The following is a 15,933-nucleotide window of genomic DNA, read 5'->3' on the forward strand; positions in this document are numbered from 1 at the left end:
ACGCTCGGCGTCGCGGGGCTTTCTGCTGGTTCCGGGCGGGGAATCAGACGGTCGTGACGACCTCGTCGTACGACAGGCGCGGCAGACGCGGGAACCAGGCGTCCTCGCCCGGCTTGCCGATGTTGACGGCCATGAGCAGCTTGTGGTCGCCGTCCAGGAACTCCTTCTCGATGCCCGCGGCGTCGAAGCCGGTCATCGGGCCGGCGGCCAGGCCGGCGGCGCGGACGCCGATGATGAAGTAGGCGGCCTGCAGTGCGGCGTTCAGCCCGGCGGACTGCTCGCGGACCGGGCGCTCGGAGAAGAACGCGTCCTTGGCCTGCGGGAAGTGCGGCATGAGCGCCGGGAGTTCCTCGTGGAACTCGTGGTCCGCGACGAGGAGCGCGACCAGCGGGGCGGCCGCGGTCTTCGGGCGGTTGCCCTCGGCCATGTGCTTGACCAGACGCTCGCGGCCCTCGGCCGAGCGGACCAGGACGACGCGCAGCGGCGACTGGTTGAAGGCCGTGGGTCCGTACTTGACCAGGTCGTAGATCGCCTGGACCTGCTCGTCGGTCACCGGCTCGTCGGTGAACGTGTTGGCAGTGCGGGCCTCGCGGAAGAGGAGGTCCTGGGCGGCGGGGTCAAGAACGAGGGACATCTGGGGCGTTACCTTCCGGACGTATACGGGTCAAGCGATGTGATCACCGTAGCCGAGGAATAGATTAAAGTTCAACTAAATCGGTCCCGGAGTGATCCACCGCACAGACGCACCCGCAACGCCTCCGCGCTCCTCAGTCCGTGCCGCCGGCCTCCGACGGCTTTCCGGGGCGCGCGGCCTTCCGGTCCCCGAGGGACAGGGTCTTTCGTTCGGATCAGGCTGGATCAGGGAGCGGTGCCAGGGCAAGCGAGCCCGGGATGATCCGAACGACAGGCCCTGAGGGCTGTCCCGTGATCCCCGGCGGGCGCACGACGACAGCTACGGCACCTCGCCGCATTGTCGGATCGCCCGAATACGCCAGTATGAGGACGCCTCTCCGCCTTGCGATGCACCGCATCCGACGCCGCGCGCTGACCCACCGGGCATTACCGGACAGCCCTCAGCGGTCCGAGTCGCCGCCGGCTTCAGTGGGCTCCTCGGGGCGCGCCAGCGCCGCGTCCAGCCGGGCCCGCGCGCCCTCCAGCCAGTGCCGGCACACCTTCGCCAGCTCCTCGCCGCGCTCCCACAGGGCCAGCGACTCCTCCAGCGTCGTGCCGCCCGCCTCCAGGCGGCGTACGACCTCGATCAGCTCGTCCCGCGCCTGCTCGTACCCGAGCGTGCCCGTCGCGGCAGCCGTCGTCGTCCCGTCGTCCGTCATGCCGACCACCCTATGCGCGGCCTCCGACAAACCCGGCCCCTCACTCCGCGACCCGTACGGTGAACTCGCCCTCGGAGACCCGCGCCCGCAGCTCCTCGCCCGGGGCCCCGGCATCCGCGGGGGAGCGCACCACATGGCCGTCCGGCCGCTGCAGCACCGCGTATCCCCGCTCCAGCGTCGCCGCGGGCGACAGCGCCACTACCCGGGCCCGGGTGTGCGCGAGCTCCGAGTCGGCGCGGTCCAGCAGATGCCCGAGCACCCTGCGGCTCCGCCCGACCAGCGCGTCGACCTCCGCCTCCCGCTCGTCCACCATCCGCTGCGGCCGCTCCATGGAGGACCTGCCCAGCGCGTGTGCCAGCCCCCGTTCCTCCCGGTCGATCAGCCCGCGCACGGTCCGCAGCGCCCGGTCCCGGAGCTGCTGGACGCGGTCGAGCTCCTCGCCGACGTCCGGCACGACCTTCTTCGCCGCGTCCGTCGGCGTCGAAGCCCGCAGGTCGGCCACCAGGTCGAGCAGCGGAGAGTCCGGCTCGTGCCCGATGGCGGAGACCACCGGTGTGCGGCACGCGGCCACCGCCCGGATCAGGGCCTCGTCGGAGAACGGCAGCAGGTCCTCGACGCTGCCGCCGCCGCGGGCGACGACGATCACATCGACCTCCGGCAGCCCGTCCAGCTCCTGGACCGCCTGGACCACCTGATTCACGGCGTGCACGCCCTGCACCGCGGTGTTGCGCACCTCGAAGCGCACCGCGGGCCAGCGTCGCCTCGCGTTCTCCAGCACATCCCGCTCCGCCGCCGACGCCCGCCCGGAGACCAGGCCGATCAGCTGCGGCAGGAAAGGCAGCGGCTTCTTCCGGTCCAGGGCGAAGAGCCCTTCGGCCGCCAGCGACTTCTTCAGCTGCTCGAGCCGCACCAGGAGCTCGCCGATGCCGACCGGCCGTATCTCCGTGGCCCGCAGGGACAACTGCCCGCGGGGGGCGTACCACTCGGGCTTGGCGAGGACGACGACCCGCGCGCCCTCCGTCACCACATCGGCGATCCGGTCGAAGACCTGCCGGAAGCAGGTCACGCTCACCGAGATGTCGTGGGACGGGTCTCGCAGCGTCAGGAACACCACCCCGGCACCGGGCCGTCGCGACAGCTGGGTGATCTGCCCCTCCACCCAGACCGCGCCGAGCCGGTCGATCCACCCGCCGATCAGCCGTGACACGTCGCCGACGGGCAGCGGGGCTTCCGGGGACGTAGTGAGAGCCATACGGGCGAGCGTATCGGCCGGTGCCGACAATCAGGCGGCCCGCCGCCCCCACTGCACCGCGAGCACGACCAGTCCGATCCCCAGCCAGGCCAGCCCCACCAGCTGGGCGCTCGTCGTCGCCTCCAGGATCACCGCGACCAGGACGGCCGCGCCCACCACCGGCATCAGCACATGGCGCCACCAGCTCGGCGGCCCCTCCATCCGGCGCACCGCGAACCAGCCCACCACCGACGCGTGCAGCAGCACGAACGCCGTGAGCGCGCCGACGTCCACCACGGACACCAGATGGTCGAGCCCGTCGTCGCGCCGGGCCGCCCACACCGCGGCGACCAGCGTCACCACCGCGGCGCCCATGATCGCCACACGCGGCACGCCGGACTTGGCGTCGACCTGGGACAGGAGCGAGGGAAGCCGCCGCTCCCGGGCCATCGCGAACACCAGCCTGCCGGCCGCCGCCTGCCCGGCCAGCGCCGCGAAGGCCGCACCGATCGCCTTGCTGACGGCCACCAGGTCGTGCAGCCAGGTCCCGACCGAGACATCCACCGCGTCGTAGAACGCGGACCCCTGCTTCACCGGATCCGCCGCGAGCTCCGCCGAGCTCACCGGTTCCAGCAGAGCCGCCAGATACGACTGGACCACGAACAGCACGCCGGCGAGCACCAGACAGAACAGCACCGCCCGCGCCACCTTCGCGGAACCCCCCGTCACCTCCTCCGCGAACGAGGCGATCGCGTCGAAGCCCAGATAGGACAGCACGGCGACGGACACCGCCCCCAGCACCGCGGTCATCGAGAATCCCGTGTCCCCGGTGAGAGGCGTCAGCCAGCCGCGCTGGGCCCCGTCCCTGGCCAGCACCACCACCGCCGACACCACGAAGACCAGCAGCACCACGATCTCCATGGCGAGCACCGCGAAGCCCACCCGCGCCGCCGCCCGTACGCCCCAGAGGTTGAGCAGGGTCGTCACGACGACCGCGATCGCCGTCCACACCCACCGGGACACCTCGGGGACCAGTGCGTTCATCGCGATCCCGGAGAAGAGGTAGGCGACCGCCGGGATGAGCAGGTAGTCGAGCATCGCCATCCAGCCCGCGATGAACCCGGGCCCCTCCCCGAGCCCCTTGCGGGCGTACGCGAAGACGGATCCGGCGAGGGGGGCGACATGGACCATCTGGGCGTAGCTGAACGCCGTGAAGGCCATCACCACGGTCGCCACGAGGTACACCAGCGCCACGGCCCCGTCGGACTTGGCGTCCAGCGTGCCGAACACGCCGACCGGGGCCATGGGTGCGATGAACAGCAGTCCGTAGACCACCAGGTCCCGGAACCCGAGTGTGCGCCGCAGCCTTCCCTCGCCCACGCTGCTGCCGCTGCCCGCCATGAAGCCTCCGTCGCTGGATTGCGTACGCCTCAGTCTCCCGACCCCGCTGATCCGGCGCCTGTTCGGTACGGCCTTACGATGGGACGCATGACTGCAACGCCCAGCCCGTCACCCGCCACCGTCCCGAGCGGAGGCGCTTCGCGCAGCAGTGACAGCCGCCGTGTCCTGCTCGCCGCGCCCCGTGGCTACTGCGCGGGCGTGGACCGCGCCGTGATCGCCGTCGAGAAGGCCCTGGAGCAGTACGGGGCCCCGATCTACGTCCGTCACGAGATCGTGCACAACAAGTACGTCGTGCAGACGCTCGAGAAGAAGGGCGCGATCTTCGTCGACGTCACCGCCGAGGTGCCCGAGGGCTCCATCGTGATGTTCTCCGCGCACGGTGTGGCCCCGACGGTCCACGCGGAGGCCGCCGAGCGCAACCTCGCCACGATCGACGCGACCTGCCCGCTGGTCACCAAGGTCCACAAGGAAGCCGTCCGCTACGCCAAGGAGGACTACGACATCCTCCTGATCGGTCACGAGGGCCACGAGGAAGTCATCGGCACGAGCGGTGAGGCCCCCGACCACATCACGCTGGTCGACGGGCCCGAGGACGTCGCCAACGTCGAGGTCCGCGACGAGTCGAAGGTCGTCTGGCTCTCCCAGACCACGCTCTCCGTCGACGAGACGATGGAGACGGTCGGCGCGCTCAAGAACAAGTTCCCGAACCTCCTCTCCCCGCCGAGCGACGACATCTGCTACGCCACGCAGAACCGCCAGGTCGCGGTGAAGAAGCTGGCCGAGGACGCCGAGCTGGTCATCGTCGTCGGCTCGAAGAACTCCTCCAACTCGATCCGCATGGTCGAGGTCGCCCTGGACGCCGGCGCTCCGGCCGCCCACCTGGTGGACTTCGCCGACGAGATCGACGAGGCATGGCTGGAGGGCGTCACCACGGTCGGCCTCACCTCGGGCGCCTCGGTGCCCGACGTCCTCGTCGACGGAGTGCTGGAGTGGCTGGGCTTGCGGGGTTACGCGGACGTGGAGACGGTGAAGACCGCAGACGAGTCGATCACCTTCTCGCTGCCCAAGGAGCTCCGGCGCGACCTGCGCGCCGAGGCCGCCGCGCTCTCCGCGGAGTGACCGGAGCGCGCGCTCTCCGGTGGGTGACCCGGGCACGCCGCCCGGATCGCCCTTCCGGGGAGTGATCCGCGCCACCTGCCCGTACCGTGGATCGCATGGAGATCTTCGGTGTGGATATCGGCGGTTCAGGGATCAAGGGCGCGCCCGTGGACCTGGACCGCGGAGAGCTGGCGCAGGAGCGCCACAAGGTACTGACACCCCACCCGGCCACGCCCGAGAGCGTGGCCGACGGGGTGGCCGAGGTCGTCGGCCATTTCGACTGGCAGGGGCCGGTCGGCATCACTTTCCCCGGAGTCGTCACCGGTGGCATCACCAGGACCGCGGCCAACGTGGACAAGGGCTGGATCGACACGGACGCCCGGAAGCTGCTCAGTGACCGTATCGGGCAGTCCGTCACGATCCTCAACGACGCCGACGCGGCCGGTATCGCCGAGATGGCCTTCGGGGCCGGCCGTGACCGCAAGGGCACGGTCATCATGCTGACCCTCGGCACAGGCATCGGCAGCGCGGTCTTCACCGACGGGCATCTGATCCCCAACACCGAGCTCGGCCACCTTGAGCTGCACGGTCACGACGCGGAGAAGCGCGCCTCCACGAAGGCCAAGGAGGACGAGGACCTGAGCTGGCAGCACTGGGCGCACCGGGTGCAGAAGTACCTGGTCCACGTGGAGATGCTGTTCTCGCCCGAGCTCTTCATCATCGGCGGCGGTGTCAGCCGCAAGGCGGAGAAGTTCCTGCCGCTCATCGAGCACGTACGCGCCGAGATCGTCCCGGCCGAGCTGCAGAACAACGCGGGCATCGTCGGAGCGGCCATGGCGGCCGCCGGGAAGTAGTCCTTACGTGCGGGGGCGGCGGGCAGCCCGGTCGGCCCTGAGCAGGTGACGCTGCCGCTCCCGCATCTGCCGGATCTTCCGCACGGTGGCGATGAGACCCGCGACGAGTGTGCCTCCGTACAGCCAGCCGGCATGGACGGCGAGCGCGGTCACGACGGCCATCGCCTGCCCGCCGAAGCCGCCGGTGCCCCCGGCGATGGGGATCACGCCGACCGCGAAGGCGATGGGGACGATGATCGGGGCGGTCACCAGGTCGGCGGGCCGCACCCAGAAGGCGGTCAAGGCGCTGACGGGCAGGAACAGCAGCCCGTACACGATCTCCGAACCGCCGAAGAGCAGCCAGTCGACGCAGGCCAGCAGGAACATGGTCAGCGCCGCGAAGAGCCCGGCGCCGATGCCGGTCAGCCTGGGGTTGGGGAATCTGCGCAGCGCCAGAATCACGGGCGGGACGCCGCCGGGCCGGGGACCCGGCCCCGGGCCCGTCGCCGGGGCCACCGTGACCGTCACCGGATAGGCGGCTGCGGCCGTGACCTCGCCGAGGCCGCCGGGCGGGGCGGGCTGAGCCTGCGCGGGCTGCCTGCGCTGCGGGGTACGTGTCCTGTGCTGCTCCACCCCGACAACCTAGGTCGCCGGGTGCACTCTTTCGGGCGTTGGACACGCGTTTTGGCCTACCTTGGCGTTGCGTTCGATCCCGCACGGCCGAAACAGGCCCGTTCGGCCCCGGACCGGCCTCCGCCTCCGCACCCGTGACGGGCCGCCCGGCCCCGCCCGTAAACTGGAGAATCGGTCCGCTCGCCGGCCCGCCCGCACAGCCCCTCTCCTCACTTCAGGAAGTCGCCAAAGTGTCGCTCACGATCGGAATCGTCGGCCTGCCGAATGTCGGCAAGTCGACCCTGTTCAACGCCCTGACCAAGAACGACGTGCTGGCGGCCAACTACCCGTTCGCCACCATCGAGCCGAACGTCGGCGTCGTGGGCGTCCCGGACCCCCGCCTGAACAAGCTCGCCGAGATCTTCAACTCGCAGAAGCTGCTCCCCGCCACCGTCGACTTCGTCGACATCGCGGGCATCGTGCGGGGCGCGAGCGAGGGCGAGGGCCTGGGCAACAAGTTCCTCGCGAACATCCGCGAGTCCGATGCGATCTGCCAGGTCATCCGCGCCTTCAAGGACGAGAACGTCGTCCACGTCGACGGCAAGGTCTCGCCCAAGGACGACATCGAGACGATCAACACCGAGCTGATCCTGGCCGACCTCCAGTCCGTCGAGAAGGCCGTCCCGCGCCTGACGAAGGAGGCCCGCCTCCAGAAGGACAAGGTCGCGGTCCTCGCCGCCGTCGAGGAGGCCCAGAAGATCCTCGAAGCGGGCGACACGCTCTTCTCGCGGGGCATCACGGCCGGCACCGAGAAGGGCCGCCTGCTCCACGAGCTGCACCTGCTCACGACGAAGCCCTTCCTGTACGTCTTCAACGTCGACGAGGACGAGCTGGTCGACGAGGACTTCAAGAACGAGCAGCGCGCCCTGGTCGCCCCGGCAGAGGCCATCTTCCTCAACGCCAAGATCGAGTCCGAGCTGATCGAGCTCGACGACGACGAGGCCCTCGAGCTCCTCCAGTCCATGGGCCAGGAAGAGCCCGGCCTGGCCACCCTCGGCCGCGTCGGCTTCGCCACCCTGGGCCTCCAGACCTACCTCACGGCAGGCCCGAAGGAGACCCGCGCCTGGACGATCAAGAAGGGCGCGACGGCTCCGGAGGCGGCCGGTGTGATCCACACCGACTTCCAGAAGGGCTTCATCAAGGCGGAGATCATCTCCTTCGAGGACCTGGTCGAAACCGGCTCGGTCGCCGAGGCCCGCGCCAAGGGCAAGGCGCGCATGGAGGGCAAGGACTACGTGATGCAGGACGGCGACGTGGTGGAGTTCCGCTTCAACGTGTAGCGGGTTGGTTACTGCAAGCTAGCATTTCGTCAAGAATGCTGGTCAGAGGGGTCGGACTTGGGTGAGTCCGGCCCCTACCGCATTTCCGTGCTGACTCGGTGCCGGCTCAGCCGCGGCGGGGTGGAGCGAGCTTCTCCAGGTCGAGGTTGATCTCGAAGGGCACCGGACGGTTGAGCGAGCCCCTGAAGATGCCAACGGGTACATAGGTGGCGGTCGGCTCGTCAAGTTCGTAGACGTGGGCGACGGGTGCTCCGTCCTCGTCCTCGATGCGCCAGTAGTGCGGGATGCCGGCCTCTGCGTATTTGTGGAGCTTTACCGTGCGGTCCCGGTGTGCGGACTCGGGGGAGACCACCTCGACGGCGAGTCGTACTTCATCCGGTGCGAACCAGGTGCGGTCACCGTCGAAGTCGGCCGTCGTCACCAGCAGATCCGGCTCGGGCCGATTGCGTTGATCGAGTTTGATGGTCATCTCCCGTCCGACCCTTACGTCGGCCGGCGCCTGCTCCATGAGGGCCACGGTGAGCATCGTGACGAGATGGCCGTGCCACCACCGCTGCGGGGACATCATGAAGACGAGGGCTCCGTCGATCAGCTCGGTGTGGCGCGGTGCTTCCGGGAGGCGGTCCAGGTCCTCCGCGAACCAGCCTTCCGCGCGGGGCGGGCGCATCCAGTCGGGCAGTGCGGTCATGGCTCAACCGTAGCGACTCAGCGAGGTCCGGGCCACGAGGTCGACGACGGCCGAAACGAGAACCGCCCTCGTCACGCACGCGGGCCGTCTGTCCACGCCCGCGCTGCACGCTCATCAGGGACTCACCTCGTCCGAGAACTTCGAGGGGCGGGCTGGTCGGGGTGGCGCTTCGTGCCCCACACGACAACCCCCACCGAGGTGATGCCGCGCTTCCACCCGGCGAGCTCCTCCAGGCGCGCCAGGTCTCCTGGCGCGTGAAGTACACACTCTTCGCGTCCCGGCCGTGCGCATCCGACCAGGCGAGCGTTTCGTCACCGGCTCGGCTCTGTGCGTTCGTTGGCGGTCTGGCCGGTGCGCCATGGACTTCTCTGCCTCGGCACCCCCGGCCAGTCCGCAGGACACCCGTAAACAGCCGTCGGGAGCCAATGCATGCCAACGAGGAAACCCCAGGTCAGGGCCCTGGACGGAGCTCCGCCGCAGGTCAGGATCAGGCTCCAGGCATTCCGCTTCAACGTGTAGTCGCTGACCTGTGACCAGTGGCTCATCTGGCGAACATGCAGGCCAGGAGGGGTCCGGCTCTTCGGGGTCGGGCCCCTGGTCATTTCCCGGAGCGCCGTCAGGCGAGGGAGACGGCGGCCAAGGCGATGACGGAGCCGGCGAAGACAGCCGTGTTGCGCAGGTAGGTCTGGGCGCGGACCCAGGCGGGAAAGGCGTTCTCGGCAGCCTGGAGGAAGGGTGCGACGTCGACGCGCGCCAGCTCCGGATCGCCCTTGCGGCGGAAGGCGGCCTCGACGGACTTCACCGCGGTGAGGTTGCTGTGGACGATGGCTGCGTTCATCAGCAGGACCAGCGACGAGAAGATCCAGGTCAGCAACTGCGCAGACTCGGCTCCGGCGAAGTTGAGTACGGCGGTGACGATCATTGTCGCGGCGACGGTCACCGGGGCCGCCGTCTCATGGCCGCCGGCGTCGAACCGCAGTTTGTTCTCCTCCAGCACCTGCGGGCGGACGTCCTGGCGGCGCAGCTCTGCGACCGCGGCGGCTTTCGCGGAAGGGCCGTAGCGGTGGCGGACCACGGGGATGCTGACGAAGGCGGCGGCGACGAGCAACTGCATGGATGCGGCGAGGGCGTTCACGGGTTCTCCTTCGACTTGCACTTAGTTCAACTCCCTGTGGCGTGACGGTATCCCGGCACTTGAACGCCGTGCAAGAGGTTTCTTGAACTTTGTGCAACTGGCTGCGTACTGTAAGGACATGCCGCGCAACACCCTCACCCGCGACCAGATCGTCCGTGCCGCCGTCGAGCTCCTGGACAGCGAGGGCCTCGAAGGCCTGAACATGCGCGCCCTGGGCAAACGGCTCGACTCCGCCGCCACGGCCGTGTACTGGCACGTCAAGAACAAGGACAACCTCGTCCTGCTGGCCACCGACCGGGTGTGGGGTGAGCTCGTGCTGCCCGGCCTGGGCATGCCCGACTGGCGCGACGCCGCCACGGCCATGGCCGCCGACCTGTACGGGATGTTCAGCCGGCACCACTGGCTGGTGCAGGTCCTGGCCGCGCACGTCGTCTACGGCGAGAGCAAGGCCCGCCACGACGACCACCACCTCGCCGTCTACGAGTCCGCCGGCTTCAGCCCCGATCAGGCCGACCGGGCCACCGCGGCGGTTTTCACCTACGTCCTCGGCAACGCGGCCGGCGCGGCAGCCGCCTCCTCACTCACGCGCAGGCTCGGCGAGGGCCGTTCCGACGCCGAGGAGCAGTTGAACGACGCGATGGCCAAGGCCCAGGAGATCGCGATGCGGCACCCACGCCTGCGCGCCCGCTTGGGAACCTCAGCCGCGAGCGCCTACGCCGCCGCGCCCGACGACACCTTCGGGTTCGGGCTCCAGGCCCTCCTGGACGGCTTGGCGCAGCGCACCCTCGCGTGAAGCCGCACGCGGACCTCGGCCCTGGGTGACCTCCACGGCAGTTCTCAGCCGCCGGTCGCCACGCGGGTGTCGAGGAAGTTCAGGAGCGCCGCGTTGAAGGCGTCGGGCTGCTCGGCGCCCGGGAGGTGTCCTGCCTGATCGATGACGACGAGATCGGCGGACGGGATCAGGTCGTGCATGGCCTGGGCGTCGCTCACCGGCGTGTAGACGTCGTCGGCGCCGACGAGGATGAGGACGGGCACCGAGGTCCCGGCGAGGGTGTCGCGGTAGTCGGGCCGCTCGGCCCGTCCGCGCAGTGCGGCCGCGGCGCCTTCCGGGGCGGTGCCGCGCATCATGGCCAGGACGTGCTCGGCGACGTCCGGGCGGGCCGTGACGTTGTACGGGGCGATCATCTTGTCGATCACCTCGTCCGCGTAACCGCCCATGCCCTCCCTGAGGAACCGGTCGGCGAGGGCGTTGCGGAAGGCCTTGCCCTCCTCGGTCTCGGCGACCGGGGAGGTGTCGGACAGGATGAGCCCGCGCACCCGCTCCGGGTGGGTCCGCTGGAACTCCATGGTGATCTGGCCGCCCATCGAGACACCGCCGATGACGACCTGCTGCAAGCCGATCGTGTGGAGGAGCGCGGCGATGTCATCGGCGAAGTCGGAGAACAGGCTGACTCCCGGCACCACTTCACTGCCGCCGTAGCCGCGGAGGTCCGGCGTCACGACCCGGTAGCCGGCTGCCGTGAGCGCCGCGACCTGAGGGGCCCACATGGTGTGGTCGAAGGGATGGCCGTGCACGAGCACCACGGGTATGCCGTCCGAGGGGCCCTGGTCGTCGTAATGGATGTTCACGCCGTTGACCGTCGTCTTGATCACACAGGGCAATGTAACGCCGGGACCAGGGGAGGCGTGGAGCTTTTCGGTTCTGCGCCGGAGGCCGCGCGGAATCCCTGACGGATTCAGCCCGGACCCCGCCCGCGGTCTCAGGAGCTTCCCACGGACAGCTCCGAACCCGTGAGCCGCACCCGGATCCCGTCCTCCCCGACGCGGACGTCCCGCAGGCGTACGTCCCCGCGTTCGGGCTCCGGCAGTTCGAAGGCCAGGGACAGCCTGTCGGCGAGGACCGGGCGGGTGAGCCGGGACAGGGAGTCGAGGAGGTCGGGGTCCAGGCCCAGGTCGCTGAGCACCTCGGGGTTGTCCTTGGCCAGGTCGATGAGGTCGAGGCTCCGGGCCTGACGGGCGAAGTGCGGGGAGCCGGTCAGCTCTGCGAGCTTGCCGTCGTCGCTCAGGCTCTCGCGCACGGTCGTCTCCGGCACCCCCAGCCGCTGGACGATCGCCGGGACCGACAGCAGCGCCTTCGCCTTGCGGGTCTCCCGGGCGAGGTCGGCGGACGCCTTACGTGTCAGGTGCAGGCCGTCCGAGGCGCGCGGGCCGGGGCGGTACGTGGCCAGATCCCCGATGTCCAGACGCATGCCGCCGATCTCCGTGGCGATGCCCCGCTCGGCCTGTCGCCTGATCGTGGCCTCGGCGTGCACCCGCAGGTCGTGCCCGGCGACCGGCAGGGTGCCCCGGGCCTTGACCCGGTCGCTGCCGTCCCCGCTGAACGACACCTGTGAGGCGCCGAGTTCGCGGTTGAGGTCGGCGAAGGACAACAGGACGTCGCCGTCGAGCCTGGGAATGTCGGCGCCGCGTATCGACGTGAGGCCGTCGGCGTTCAGCCGGATGTCGTGCGCCGTGGCCGACACCTTCGCCAGCGACACCCGGTCGGCCGCGACGTCCGGCACGGTCACCTGCACCGAATCCAGTTTCTTGTCGGCGAGTTGGGTGAGGAAGGGGAAGCCGCCGATCTCCACCTCGGGGGCGGCTGTCAGGTCCAGCTGACTCTTGAGGGTGTCGGCTGCCTTCCGCTCGGCGAACAGCACGGCCCAGCGGTCGGCCAGGGCGAGGAAGGCGGTGAGGACGACCAGGCCCACCACCGCCTTCGCGGCCAGCGGCAGTGCTGCGAAACGGCGGCGCCGGCGCCGGGCGCCGCGGTGGTCCACGTGTGGGGTCTGCTCCCGCTCGCGCCCTGCCCTCCGCCGGGCGGTGTCCTCGCCGGGGAACTCGCCCGGAGGGGGGTCGGCGAGGGCTCCGAGCTCCTCGTAGGGGCTGCGGGGCGCTGCGGATCGGTCGTGGGGGTGGTGATGCGGATCCATGCGGTGCGGGGTGTGCATCACCTCATCCGAACACGGGAACCATCCCCGCTCACAACCCGAACCGGCAGTAAGCGATCTAATTCACGGTCAGTCCTCCTCGGTCCTCCGCTCTCCGCCGTCCGTGCGGACCGTCAGTTCGCTCACCCCCGGCGGCTTCTCCGCATCCGCGGAGCTGACCGACAGCCGGACCTGCCTGGCCACGTCGCCCGGGTGGTACGGACGCCAGGTGCGGCCGTCCAGGGAGGTCTCCAGGGTGTGGGAGGCCGGGGCGATGTCCGTCCAGCGAGGCGTGAGCGAGGCGATCCGGGTCACGTGGCGCAGGGCCACCGTCAGCGTGCCCGTCGCTCCGTCCGGTGACCACGAGGTCGACCGGCTGCCGTCCACCGCCGCCTCGGCATAGAGACCGGGGGCTTCGGAGGTGGCCGTCGCAGGGCGGCAGCGGGCCGCGTCGGACGTCGGGGTGAGGTCGGGGCGGCGGGTGGGGAGCGTGAGGGTGCCGGAGAGGCGGCGCGGGCCCGCCGGGGTGTGGACGGTGAACGGTGCCCCGTCCGTGAGCCGGACCGTTGTCGTCCGGGGGCCGACGGCGACGTCGTACGTACGGCCCCGGTAGCGCAGCCCCGTCAGCTCCACGCCCTCGCGGAGCTGCGGGGGCAGGAGCGGGTCGAGGCGTACGCCGTCCTCGCGCAGCCTGAGTCCGGTCAGACCGTGTGTGAAGACCTGGAGGAAGCCGCCCTTCCCGGTGAGGAAGTCCTCGGCGGGGAAGCCCGAGAGCGGGTCCTGGGCGCCGGACTTCTCACCCCGCGCCTCGGAGAAGAGGTTGTACGGACCACGGACGAACGGGCGTGCGGCGCGCTGGAGGTAGGTGTACGTGGCGCAGCCCGGCTCCCCGATCGTGGCGGCGTCGATCGCGTGCACCGAGTCGGTCATCGCGGGGCCGTCCGGGTCGGTGCGGGCGGCGTAGTAGTCGAGAGTCGCAGCGGCGGCGCCCTCTGCCATCGGCCACTCCAGCGGGTAGACCAGCAGAACCGTGTCGGCCTGCTTGATGGTCGAGCCGTTGTAGCCGGCGTACTGGAGGAACAGCTTCCGCTCGGCGTCGTACGGGATGCGCAGCCCGTCGGCGACCCGGGTCCAGCCGGCGGGTGCCGGGTGCCCGAGGACCGCGGCGGCGCGGGTGGCGTCGCGCAGGGCGGTGGCGGCGACCGCGTTGGTGAAGACGCCGTCCGTGACACCGTTGCTGTACTCGTCGGGGCCCGCGACGTTCTCCACCGAGTAGCTGCCGTCGGAATTCGCAGTGGCGCGCGACTGCCAGAAGTCGGCGATCCCCTTCAGCAGCGGCCAGCCCCGGTCGGCGAGCCAGGCACGGTCGCCGGTGGCCAGGTAGTACTGCCAGACGGCGAGCGCGACGTCGCCCTGGAGGTGGTTCTGGGTGAGGCAGTGCGGCGGGTCCCAGCTCTGGCACTCGGAGTCCAGGCGCCCCTTGCTCGCGCTCGTCCAGGGGAAGAACAGCCCCGCGTAGCCCAGCTTCTCGGCGTTCGCGCGGGCGGCGTCCCGGGTGCGGTAGCGGTACTCGACGACCGAGCGGGCCAGCTCGGGGCGGGTGGCGAGCAGCCCCGGATACATCCAGGTCTCGGCGTCCCAGAACACCATGCCCGCGTAGTTGTCGCTGGTCAGCCCTGCCGGGGCGATGCTGTCCGACGAGCCGGGCCGGGTGTTGGCGAGCAGGCCGTACTGCGCTGCCCGCAGCCAGGCCTGCAGGTCCGGGCTGCCCGGCGCCCTGACGTCGGACGCCCAGGCCTGACGCCAGGCCGCGGTGTTGCCGGCGAGGACCCCGGCCCAGCCGCGCCGTGCCGCGCGCTCCGCCGCCGCCGTGGCGGAGGAGAGCGGGGTCCGGGAGGTGAGAGAGGTGTCGACGCCCACGTACTTCTCGAAGGTGTACGAGCGGCCGGCCCTGACCCGGGTGGTGCGGGCGCCGTCGGTGCCCCGCTGGGCGATCGCCCCCTCCGTGCCGGTGCCGAGCGTGCGGAAGGTGCCGTCGCCGGCGACCGTGACCCGGCGCGCCCCCCGCTCGTCCAGCCGGCCCGTCACCGTCGCGGTGCCGCTCCAGTGCGGCGTCATCCGCAGGCGTACGGCGCCGGTGTGCACGTCGGAGCGGTCGGCCAGCACCTCGTAGGTCAGGTCGGTAGCGCGGCCGTCGGCCGTGGTCCACCGCAGGGAGGTGACCACGACGCCGCAGCGCAGGTGGAGGGTCTGGCGGTAGCGGGAGATTCGGCCGGCGGGGGTCGCGGAGCCGTACGTCTCGGAGCCGACGCGCACGTCGAGCGTGGTCCAGGACGGCAGCGCGGCGATCACCTCACGGCCCTCGGCCAGGCCCTTGTCCCGGGCGTACAGCCCGGAGACGAAAGCCCCGTCGTACCGTGGGGTGTAGAGGGGCCAGCCCGTCTTCTCGCCCGTGGCGGCGTATCCGGCGCCGGTGGCGGGCACCCGGTGGCCCAGGTAGCCGTTGCCGACATAGGGGTCGTATCCCTGGGCCTCGCCGAAGGTGGTGGACGTCGGTGCCCACGAGGCGTCGGAGGGAGTGCCGGTTTTGCCGCACACGGGGGCCGGGGCGGGTCCGGCGGCGTACGAGAGCGGTGGCGGAGGGGCGGTCAGCGCGCCCGCGATCAGGGGCGCGAGGAGAGAGATGCGCTTGAGGCTCACCGTACGAAGGTAGGGAACGCCACGCTGCCGGCGCGGTTCCGGCGCGCGGGACGAGCGGGCCGGTCCAGGACCGGAGGCAGGAGAGCGGCATGTCGTATCCGGAACCCGTCTACACGGACGGTGCGGGCGAGATCAACGCGCAGTACCGTCCGGCCGACACCACCCCGAATCTGCTGACACGAACCGGCGGCAGCACCCACTACCTGGCCACGACGGAATCGACGCACGGCGAATTCGGGCTGTACCGGATCAACATGGGCCCCAGGGCGGGCGGGCCGGCAGAGCACTTCCACCGGTCGATCTCCGAGTCGTTCTTCATTCTCGAAGGGACGGTGCGGATCTACAACGGCGAGCGATGGACCGACACCACGGCCGGTGACTTCCTGTATGTGCCCCAGGGCGGCCTGCACGCCTTCCGCAACGACTCGGACGAACCCGCTTCGATGCTGCTGCTCTTCACGCCAGGGGCGCCCCGCGAGGAGTACTTCGAGAAGGTGGGGCAGGTCTCCGACTGGCCGGAGAAGGAGCGGGCGGAGTTCTTCATCAAGCACGACACGTACTGGACGGGCTGACACTCCCTACGGCACGAGGCCCG

The 15,933-nt window shown here is 70.6% G+C and carries 15 protein-coding genes; 5 read left to right on the forward strand and 10 right to left on the reverse strand.

Going from position 1 to position 15,933, the window contains the following annotated elements:
* Positions 1-43: 43 nt before the first annotated feature.
* The 4 genes from ACFWFI_RS09180 to ACFWFI_RS09195 form a co-directional block, all read right to left on the reverse strand.
* Positions 44-634, reverse strand: coding sequence for a malonic semialdehyde reductase (locus ACFWFI_RS09180; protein WP_387387371.1), 591 nt, complete (start codon positions 632-634; stop codon positions 44-46).
* A 439-nt stretch (positions 635-1,073) separates the two neighbouring features.
* Positions 1,074-1,331, reverse strand: a complete 258-nt coding sequence (locus ACFWFI_RS09185; RefSeq protein ID WP_387387373.1) for an exodeoxyribonuclease VII small subunit — start codon at positions 1,329-1,331, stop codon at positions 1,074-1,076.
* Positions 1,332-1,371: 40 nt separating this feature from the next.
* Entirely contained in the window at positions 1,372-2,583 is a 1,212-nt protein-coding gene (gene xseA / locus ACFWFI_RS09190) for an exodeoxyribonuclease VII large subunit (protein ID WP_387387375.1), read from the reverse strand.
* Between the two features lie 30 nt (positions 2,584-2,613).
* Positions 2,614-3,963 (reverse strand): APC family permease, encoded by a 1,350-nt coding sequence (locus ACFWFI_RS09195; RefSeq protein ID WP_387387376.1) that lies wholly within the window; start codon positions 3,961-3,963, stop codon positions 2,614-2,616.
* 78 nt (positions 3,964-4,041) lie between these two features.
* Here ACFWFI_RS09195 and ACFWFI_RS09200 point away from each other — a divergent pair, with 78 nt between their 5' ends.
* Together ACFWFI_RS09200 and ppgK are read left to right on the forward strand one after the other, a co-directional pair.
* Positions 4,042-5,082, forward strand: coding sequence for a 4-hydroxy-3-methylbut-2-enyl diphosphate reductase (locus tag ACFWFI_RS09200; RefSeq protein WP_387387378.1), 1,041 nt, complete (start codon positions 4,042-4,044; stop codon positions 5,080-5,082).
* Between the two features lie 95 nt (positions 5,083-5,177).
* A complete protein-coding gene (gene ppgK / locus ACFWFI_RS09205) occupies positions 5,178-5,915 on the forward strand; it encodes a polyphosphate--glucose phosphotransferase (protein WP_387387379.1) in 738 nt (245 codons plus the stop codon).
* A 3-nt stretch (positions 5,916-5,918) separates the two neighbouring features.
* On the opposite strand, the gene ACFWFI_RS09210 is transcribed toward ppgK, so the two are convergent.
* Entirely contained in the window at positions 5,919-6,527 is a 609-nt protein-coding gene (locus ACFWFI_RS09210; protein WP_387387381.1) for a DUF6542 domain-containing protein, read from the reverse strand.
* A gap of 230 nt (positions 6,528-6,757) precedes the next feature.
* Between ACFWFI_RS09210 and ychF the strand changes: the two genes are divergently transcribed.
* Positions 6,758-7,846, forward strand: a complete 1,089-nt coding sequence (gene ychF, locus ACFWFI_RS09215; RefSeq protein ID WP_387387382.1) for a redox-regulated ATPase YchF — start codon at positions 6,758-6,760, stop codon at positions 7,844-7,846.
* Positions 7,847-7,952: 106 nt separating this feature from the next.
* Here the strand turns inward: ychF and ACFWFI_RS09220 are convergent, their stop codons facing one another.
* Together ACFWFI_RS09220 and ACFWFI_RS09225 are read right to left on the reverse strand one after the other, a co-directional pair.
* Complete coding sequence (locus ACFWFI_RS09220) at positions 7,953-8,534, reverse strand: Uma2 family endonuclease (protein WP_387387384.1); 582 nt, start codon at positions 8,532-8,534, stop codon at positions 7,953-7,955.
* Positions 8,535-9,150: 616 nt separating this feature from the next.
* Positions 9,151-9,669, reverse strand: a complete 519-nt coding sequence (locus ACFWFI_RS09225; RefSeq protein WP_387387386.1) for a hypothetical protein — start codon at positions 9,667-9,669, stop codon at positions 9,151-9,153.
* A 118-nt stretch (positions 9,670-9,787) separates the two neighbouring features.
* On the opposite strand from ACFWFI_RS09225, the gene ACFWFI_RS09230 reads away from it, so the two are divergent.
* Positions 9,788-10,462, forward strand: coding sequence for a TetR/AcrR family transcriptional regulator (locus ACFWFI_RS09230; RefSeq protein ID WP_387387388.1), 675 nt, complete (start codon positions 9,788-9,790; stop codon positions 10,460-10,462).
* Between the two features lie 44 nt (positions 10,463-10,506).
* On the opposite strand, the gene ACFWFI_RS09235 is transcribed toward ACFWFI_RS09230, so the two are convergent.
* From ACFWFI_RS09235 to ACFWFI_RS09245, 3 genes are all read right to left on the reverse strand, one after another.
* Entirely contained in the window at positions 10,507-11,319 is an 813-nt protein-coding gene (locus tag ACFWFI_RS09235) for an alpha/beta fold hydrolase (protein ID WP_387387425.1), read from the reverse strand.
* A gap of 110 nt (positions 11,320-11,429) precedes the next feature.
* Positions 11,430-12,659, reverse strand: coding sequence for an LmeA family phospholipid-binding protein (locus ACFWFI_RS09240; RefSeq protein ID WP_387387390.1), 1,230 nt, complete (start codon positions 12,657-12,659; stop codon positions 11,430-11,432).
* Positions 12,660-12,728: 69 nt separating this feature from the next.
* Positions 12,729-15,338: a glycosyl hydrolase family 65 protein gene (locus ACFWFI_RS09245; protein WP_387387392.1), complete on the reverse strand. Its 2,610-nt coding sequence runs from the start codon at positions 15,336-15,338 to the stop codon at positions 12,729-12,731.
* 89 nt (positions 15,339-15,427) lie between these two features.
* Here ACFWFI_RS09245 and ACFWFI_RS09250 point away from each other — a divergent pair, with 89 nt between their 5' ends.
* Positions 15,428-15,910 carry a cupin domain-containing protein gene (locus ACFWFI_RS09250; protein ID WP_387387393.1) on the forward strand — a complete coding sequence of 161 codons (483 nt, stop codon included), beginning with the start codon at positions 15,428-15,430 and terminating at the stop codon, positions 15,908-15,910.
* Positions 15,911-15,933: the final 23 nt, after the last annotated feature.

The sequence above is a fragment of the Streptomyces sp. NPDC060209 genome (assembly GCF_042728155.1).
Taxonomy (GTDB): Bacteria; Actinomycetota; Actinomycetes; order Streptomycetales; family Streptomycetaceae; genus Streptomyces.

Coding starts and splice junctions, on each gene's coding strand:
- ACFWFI_RS09180 (WP_387387371.1), bottom strand. CDS start 634: ATGTCCCTCGTTCTTGACCCCGCCGCCCAGGACCTCCTCTTCCGCGAG.
- ACFWFI_RS09185 (WP_387387373.1), bottom strand. CDS start 1,331: ATGACGGACGACGGGACGACGACGGCTGCCGCGACGGGCACGCTCGGG.
- xseA (WP_387387375.1), bottom strand. CDS start 2,583: ATGGCTCTCACTACGTCCCCGGAAGCCCCGCTGCCCGTCGGCGACGTG.
- ACFWFI_RS09195 (WP_387387376.1), bottom strand. CDS start 3,963: ATGGCGGGCAGCGGCAGCAGCGTGGGCGAGGGAAGGCTGCGGCGCACA.
- ACFWFI_RS09200 (WP_387387378.1), top strand. CDS start 4,042: ATGGGACGCATGACTGCAACGCCCAGCCCGTCACCCGCCACCGTCCCG.
- ppgK (WP_387387379.1), top strand. CDS start 5,178: ATGGAGATCTTCGGTGTGGATATCGGCGGTTCAGGGATCAAGGGCGCG.
- ACFWFI_RS09220 (WP_387387384.1), bottom strand. CDS start 8,534: ATGACCGCACTGCCCGACTGGATGCGCCCGCCCCGCGCGGAAGGCTGG.
- ACFWFI_RS09230 (WP_387387388.1), top strand. CDS start 9,788: ATGCCGCGCAACACCCTCACCCGCGACCAGATCGTCCGTGCCGCCGTC.
- ACFWFI_RS09240 (WP_387387390.1), bottom strand. CDS start 12,659: ATGCACACCCCGCACCGCATGGATCCGCATCACCACCCCCACGACCGA.
- ACFWFI_RS09250 (WP_387387393.1), top strand. CDS start 15,428: ATGTCGTATCCGGAACCCGTCTACACGGACGGTGCGGGCGAGATCAAC.